This window comes from Mesorhizobium sp. M7A.F.Ca.US.005.03.2.1 (assembly GCF_003997795.1).
In the GTDB taxonomy this organism is placed as follows: domain Bacteria; phylum Pseudomonadota; class Alphaproteobacteria; order Rhizobiales; family Rhizobiaceae; genus Mesorhizobium; species Mesorhizobium ciceri.
The window spans coordinates 1-1,155 of sequence record NZ_RZRP01001288.1 but is presented as its reverse complement, the minus strand read 5'-3'; the positions used below and the strand labels follow the sequence as shown (position 1 = coordinate 1,155).

Genomic DNA, 1,155 nt, shown 5'->3' with positions numbered 1-1,155 from the left:
GAACAAGGGAGAACAGATGGGGCGACTGCATGGCCGCAACGGCAAATGTCTTGGTCGAAGCCACCAGAACTGAAATTTCGGTTTGAGCCACAAACGTTTCAAGAGCCCTGCCCGAGTAGGACTGAGGTAGGACGATGTCGCCTTTCAGTGCAAAATCTAGAATCTGTCGCTGCCCGCCGGCAAGTTCATGAGAAATGCACCCCCAGCCCGACTCGACAATGAACATGCGATCGCAATCCTCGCCCTGATTGACGATGACCGTCTCCGCCAGATAGCGCTTCGGCGTGAATCCCAGCCTTTTGATCAGCGCCGTATCGTCCTCATACGACAGGCGTTTTTCATTCCCGCGCAAAAATGGATGTGGCGTCATTCAGAAGCAACCCCGCCCAACTACTGCCCGAACTACCTCCCTCGCATACACCGTACATTAAAATTGATGTGAAGAATATGCTCCAATGCACTATCGATGACGTGGCAACGGCAGTTTTGGTTGAAGATAACAAGTTTTTCCCGGTCGGCCGATGGCGACAGGTTAAGTCTTATTTCTCTTGAAATTTTCCCGCATGGAATCGACTATTTCGCTGGCGACGAGGCAGCTGCGATTGTCCGCTTGCTCGGCGGCATTTCGTAACGTCATCGACGCGTCCTTAAGTAGCCCTCTAATCTCTGCTGCTGACAAAAGCTCGGACGCTTCGAGTTCCAGCAGCACGGATTCACTCACGTGCAGCGCAGCAAGCGCCACCGCTCTAGGCCTTGTGGCAAGCAGTTTCAGAAGGTCACTGCTGGGTCTCGCACGGACTTTTTTTTTGGCCATCGTTGCGTCTCAACCGTTCGGACAAGATGGTTCACGTCTCAAAGTTACAACGCCTTGACGAATTAACCGCATTTCCATGATCGGGAGAGGTCGTTCAATGTGGCGTCAGGCATCTTCCCAAAGCATACTATCCCGCTTTGAGGCAGCGACACAGAGGCAAGTGCTACCGAATTTGCCGTAGCTACGACGTCCCTATCACCTTGCGGTACCTTGCTGATAAGCGGCGCAGGAAGCATGCCTACGACCGAACCGGGGAGGGCATGATGGCAGGAATATGCATGCGGGGGGTGTGTGCGGGCAATTTGCTTCGGTGGCGAGCCGGCCTGGCTACTCCCTAAGGG

The 1,155-nt window shown here is 54.0% G+C and carries 2 protein-coding genes; both read right to left on the bottom strand.

Going from position 1 to position 1,155, the window contains the following annotated elements:
• The coding region (locus tag EN991_RS37120) for a cyclic nucleotide-binding domain-containing protein (protein ID WP_164769703.1) at positions 1-370 on the bottom strand (370 nt) is incomplete at its 3' end.
• 162 nt (positions 371-532) lie between these two features.
• Complete coding sequence (locus EN991_RS37115) at positions 533-814, bottom strand: hypothetical protein (RefSeq protein WP_024505425.1); 282 nt, start codon at positions 812-814, stop codon at positions 533-535.
• Between the last annotated feature and the right edge of the window lie 341 nt (positions 815-1,155).

Excerpts from the sequence above, each read along its gene's own strand:
- EN991_RS37115 (WP_024505425.1), bottom strand. The coding sequence starts at position 814 with ATGGCCAAAAAAAAAGTCCGTGCGAGACCCAGCAGTGACCTTCTGAAA.